Annotated in this window: 6 protein-coding genes; 2 read left to right on the top strand and 4 right to left on the bottom strand. The window is 56.2% G+C overall.

Translation table 11 applies throughout. The features are described from left to right. The 3 genes from AB7E14_RS19955 to pabB form a co-directional block, all read right to left on the bottom strand. On the bottom strand, nt 1-1052 hold a 1052-nt coding region (locus AB7E14_RS19955; RefSeq protein WP_428169847.1), incomplete at its 3' end, for an L-serine ammonia-lyase. A gap of 185 nt (nt 1053-1237) precedes the next feature. Then, entirely contained in the window at nt 1238-1816 is a 579-nt protein-coding gene (locus AB7E14_RS19950; RefSeq protein ID WP_043000411.1) for a CoA pyrophosphatase, read from the bottom strand. Between the two features lie 3 nt (nt 1817-1819). After that, a complete protein-coding gene (pabB, locus tag AB7E14_RS19945; protein ID WP_216081388.1) occupies nt 1820-3181 on the bottom strand; it encodes an aminodeoxychorismate synthase component 1 in 1362 nt (453 codons plus the stop codon). A gap of 73 nt (nt 3182-3254) precedes the next feature. Here pabB and AB7E14_RS19940 point away from each other — a divergent pair, with 73 nt between their 5' ends. Beyond that, a complete protein-coding gene (locus tag AB7E14_RS19940; protein WP_043000413.1) occupies nt 3255-3434 on the top strand; it encodes a YoaH family protein in 180 nt (59 codons plus the stop codon). Between the two features lie 7 nt (nt 3435-3441). Here AB7E14_RS19940 and AB7E14_RS19935 read toward each other — a convergent pair whose 3' ends face one another. Continuing rightward, a complete protein-coding gene (locus AB7E14_RS19935; RefSeq protein ID WP_043000414.1) occupies nt 3442-3786 on the bottom strand; it encodes a RidA family protein in 345 nt (114 codons plus the stop codon). A gap of 129 nt (nt 3787-3915) precedes the next feature. Between AB7E14_RS19935 and AB7E14_RS19930 the strand changes: the two genes are divergently transcribed. Further along, nucleotides 3916-5344 (top strand): ATP-dependent DNA helicase (locus AB7E14_RS19930; protein WP_428169846.1); only part of this gene is annotated, 1429 nt, incomplete at its 3' end.

Raw genomic sequence — 5344 nt, 5'->3', positions numbered from 1 at the left:
GCCGCCATTGAGCAGGCCACGCCCACTTCGCCCTGACAGCCGACTTCCGCTCCCGAAATCGAGGCATTCATCTTATACAACGCGCCGATGGCGCCTGCCGCCAGGAAGTAGCGGGTATAAATATCGGGGCTGACGGACTCAATAAAGTGATCGTAGTAGGCCAGAACGGCTGGCACGATACCGCACGCGCCATTGGTTGGCGCGGTGACCACCCGACCGCCTGCCGCGTTCTCTTCGTTGACCGCGAGGGCGAACATGTTCACCCAGTCGATCACATTCATCGGGTCGTTAGAGAGTTTATCGCTGGAAACCAACATCCGACGCAACGCAGAGGCGCGACGCGGAACGCGCAGTGGACCCGGCAATACGCCTTCGGTATTCATACCGCGATCGATACAGGCTTGCATGGTCTGCCAGACATGACCGAAGTATTCTTCAATCTCTTTTTTGTCGTGCAAGGCCAGTTCGTTCTGCATCGCCAGTCCGGAAAGGGACAGGCCAGTGTTGTTGCAGTACTCCAGCAACTCGGTTGCAGATTTGAACGGATAAGGAACGCTTACCTCATTTGCCGCATCCTGACCAAAGTGCTCTTCATCGACGATAAAACCGCCGCCGATGGAGTAGTAGGTTTTGCTGTAAACGACGACATCGCCGTTATACGCATGGATCTGCATGCCGTTTTCGTGCAGCGGCAGGTTGCCGTTATGAAAACGCATGCCGTCGTTTTGGGGGAAATCCACTTCGTGCTGACCGTGCGCCAGCAGCAGGCGACCGCGCGCCTCTACGTCGCGGATGAAACCTGGGATACTATCAATATCCACGGTGGCTGGCTCATTGCCTGCCAGACCCATAATAATGGCGATATCGGTGTGGTGACCTTTACCCGTGAGCGACAGTGAACCATACACGTCGACGGCAACACGAGTAACGCTATCCAGTAATCCTTTTTCGACCAGGTCATCGACGAACTGTTTACCCGCCTTCATAGGCCCTACAGTATGGGAAGATGAGGGACCAATCCCCACCTTAAACATGTCGAATAGACTAATCACGATAATACTCCTGACAGGGTGACTGGAAACTTCCAGAAACGATGTAATAACTGCGCATAGTGTAAGAGGGAACGCGGGGATCGGCTTAACTATTCACATGAATTAAACTAATGGGTAACCGCGTTTTTACTAATGTTGTGACGGGAGTTTCAGGTTGTGTCTTCTGCGCGTAAAGATAAGTATAGTCAGGGCTTCACACCAATTTGTAGCGCCAGTTCACGAATAATTCCGGCGGTCATTCCCCAGACGAAATAATGCTCATACCAGGAAAGCCACACGCGATGCGAATCCCCGCGACGCCAGACATCCAGCGGGTGATAGCGGCCTAAATGCAGCGCCTGCGCCAGCGGCATTTCAAAGACGGCGGAAACCTCGTCTTCGCTGGCGCGGTAAGGCAGATTAGGCGGAATAATGCCCACTACCGGCGTGACCTGGAAGCCGGTTACGCTGTCCACCGGCGGCAGCACGCCGATCACATCAACGGCTTCTGGCGGGATTGCCACTTCTTCTTCGGCTTCACGCAGCGCGGCGGCAATGAGAGAGGCGTCGGTGCTGTCAACCGCGCCGCCGGGGAAGGCCACCTGCCCGGCGTGTTTGCGTAAATGCACCGAACGCTGGGTCAACAGCAGCCCTGGCTGGGGGCGGCGAACCACAGGAATGAGCACGGCGGCCTGGCGCAGGTTCAGCGACTCGCGATTAATCTGCGGGCGCAAAAGTTGGAAGCGCGATAGAAAATCATCCAGCGTCAGGCTCTTGTTCTCCATGTCTCAGTTCTCCAGTTGTTGCAGGATACGATTCACTTTATCAAAGGTTTCCTGATATTCCGCCTGTTCCTCGCTATCGGCGACAATACCGCCGCCAGCGGAACAGTACAGTTGACCATTCACGGCGGTCAGGGTGCGGATGGTAATGCTGGTATCCATATTGCCGCAGACGCTCAGATAACCGATGCTGCCGCACCAGGCGTTACGGCGGTGGGGTTCCAGCTCATCAATAATTTCCATGGCGCGCACTTTCGGTGCCCCGGTAATCGAGCCGCCCGGAAACGCGGCGCGGAGCAGGTCACTAGCATGCCGTGTGGGGGGTAACCGCGCGGTCACGGTGCTGACCAGATGATGCACCGCCGGGAAGGGTTCAACCACGAACAGTTCCGGCACCTTCACCGAACCCGGTACCGCCACGCGACCAATGTCGTTGCGCATCAGATCGACAATCATTACGTTTTCCGCCCGATCCTTTGCTGAGTTCGCCAGTTTCTGCGCCTGTTTCCGGTCTGCCTCTTCCTGCGGCAATCGCGGCAGGGTGCCCTTAATGGGGCGGGTCTGAATGTCGCCATCAGCCAGAAGAATAAACCGTTCAGGCGACAGGCTCAGAATGGCGCCGTCATCCAGGCGTAAAAACGCGCTGAACGGGGCGCGGTTCGCCTGATTGAGCCGCGCGAAGGCCAGCCACTCATCGCCCTGATAAGACGCCTGAAAACGCTGGGCCAGATTGACCTGATAGCAGTCGCCACTGTGCAGATACGCCTGCACCTGGCGGAATTTTTCGCCGTATTGCTCACGCGTCATGTTCGATTGCCAGTCGGTGGTTAGCCTGAACGGCACACGCGCAGGAGGTTGCTGGCTTTCCAGCCAGGCGAGTCTGGCGTGGGCGTCCGTGTGGCTGAGTAAGCTCACGGTCTGGCGCTGATGATCGACAATCAGCGCCCAGTCGTAGAGGCCTATCGCCATGTCCGCCAGCGCGATATCCTGCCGGGCATAGCTGGGTAAAGATTCGAAGCGGCGTCCCAGATCGTAGCCAAATAACCCCAGCGCGCCACCCTGGAACGGTAAATCGGCGTTCACTGGCGGCTGAAGATTCAGCACGGTCAGTGCGCTTTGCAGGACGGCCAGCGGATCGTCATGAGTAAGACGACAGCCTTGCGCATCGCAAATCTGCGTGGTTTCGCCGTGCGTTTTCACGGTGCAAAGCGGATCGGCTACCACAATGTCAAAACGGCTATGTGGGTGATCCGCGTGACCGGAATGCAGCAGCATCGCCCACGGCAGATGGCTTATTGACGCGAAATACTGTTCGGCGGCGTCCTGACGCCAGGGGAGCGTGATAATAGCGGGAGATAACGTCTTCATTGATCCTGACTGTGCTGGCTATGTTCCGGGTTGCATGAAATAATTAGCGCAGACAATTTAGCAGGAGTTAACGATGTTTGCAGGTTTACCTTCACTCAGTCACGAACAGCAACAGAAAGCGGTTGAGCGTATTCAGGAACTGATGTCACAGGGAATGAGCAGCGGTCAGGCGATTGCGTTGGTGGCCGAAGAGTTGCGCGCCACCCATACCGGTGAGCGGATTGTGGCGCGTTTTGAAGACGAAGACGAGTAGCCCCGGCTTACACCGCGGCGACGATTTTAATCTCAACTTTATATTTCGGGTTCATTAATCCAGCCTGAACCGTGCAGCGTACCGGCGCATGACCGGCCACAACCCAGGCGTCCCAGGCTTTGTTCATCGCTGCGAAATCATGCTTATCGGCAAGGAAAATGGTGGCATCAAGAATGCGTGACTTGTTGCTGCCTTGCTGTTCCAGCGCGGCGTCAATCTGTGCCAGCGTGTTGGCGGTCTGCTCGAAGGCATCGGCATCAAGGTTTGCCGGTACGCCAGTGTAGTAGAGCGTGTTGTTGTGGATCACCACGTCAGACCAACGATCTTCGGCATCAATACGGATGATAGTCATAAAGCCTTCCTCTTTTACGTTCTGCATAAAATGGCAAGACTGCCATATTGTCAGGGCGGCGTCACCTCTTCAACTGGCGTAAGCCGTTGCGGCCTGACATAATCCCTGTTCAAATCAACAGGGGGTAGTGTGACGGACGATTTTGCACCAGAAGGTCAACTGGCTAAAGCGATACCGGGTTTCAAACCGCGCGAACCACAGCGGCAGATGGCGATGGCCGTCGCTCAGTCCATCCAAAAATCACAGCCTCTGGTGGTAGAAGCCGGAACGGGGACAGGGAAAACCTACGCTTATCTGGCACCGGCGCTGCGCGCAAAAAAGAAAGTGATTATCTCGACCGGTTCGAAGGCGTTGCAGGATCAGCTATACAGCCGCGATCTGCCAACGGTGGCTAAAGCGCTGAAGTACACCGGAAGGCTGGCCCTGTTGAAAGGACGTTCAAACTATTTATGCCTGGAGCGCCTTGAACAGCAGGCGCTGGCGGGTGGCGATCTGCCTGTTCAGACCTTAAGCGATGTGATCCTGCTGCGCTCGTGGTCGAATCAGACCGAAGATGGCGACATCAGTACCTGTGTCAGCGTAGCCGAGGATTCTCAGGCCTGGCCGCTGGTCACTAGCACCAACGACAACTGCCTCGGCAGCGACTGCCCGTTGTATAAAGACTGTTTTGTGGTGAAAGCACGTAAAAAGGCGATGGACGCGGACGTGGTAGTGGTGAACCATCACCTGTTTCTGGCCGATATGGTGGTCAAAGAGAGCGGTTTCGGTGAGCTGATCCCGGAGGCGGAGGTGATGATTTTCGATGAAGCTCATCAGCTACCGGACATCGCCAGCCAGTATTTTGGCCAGTCGCTCTCCAGTCGTCAGCTAATGGATCTGGCGAAGGACATCACCATTGCCTATCGTACCGAGCTGAAAGACACCCAGCAGTTACAGAAATGCGCCGACCGTCTGGCGCAAAGCGCGCAGGATTTCCGCTTGCAACTGGGTGAGCCGGGATATCGCGGCAACCTGCGTGAACTGCTGGCCGATCAGCGGGTGCAGCGCGCGTTTTTACTGCTCGATGATACGCTGGAGCTGTGTTACGACGTGGCGAAATTGTCCCTTGGACGTTCGGCGTTGCTTGATGCCGCGTTTGAGCGCGCTACGTTGTATCGCGCACGTCTCAAACGGTTGAAAGAGATCAACCAGCCCGGTTATAGCTACTGGTACGAATGTACCTCGCGCAATTTTACCCTCGCGCTGACCCCGCTGACGGTGGCGGACAAGTTCAAAGAGGTGATGGCGCAGAAGCCAGGAAGCTGGATTTTCACCTCGGCAACGCTGTCGGTGAATGATGACCTGCATCACTTTACGGCGCGTCTGGGGATTGAAGAAGCGGAATCAATGCTGTTGCCGAGTCCGTTTGATTACACCCGTCAGGCCCTGCTCTGTGTGCCGCGTAATCTGCCACAACCCAATCAACCGGGCGCGGCGCGACAGCTGGCGGCAATGTTAAGACCGATCATCGAAGCGAACAACGGACGCTGCTTTATGCTCTGTACCTCGCACGCGATGA

Origin of the sequence: Citrobacter sp. (assembly GCF_050252275.1) — a bacterium.
In the GTDB taxonomy this organism is placed as follows: Bacteria; Pseudomonadota; Gammaproteobacteria; order Enterobacterales; family Enterobacteriaceae; genus Citrobacter_A; species Citrobacter_A amalonaticus.
The sequence above is the reverse complement of the archived record's forward strand: the minus strand, read 5'-3'. Positions and strand labels throughout refer to the sequence as shown.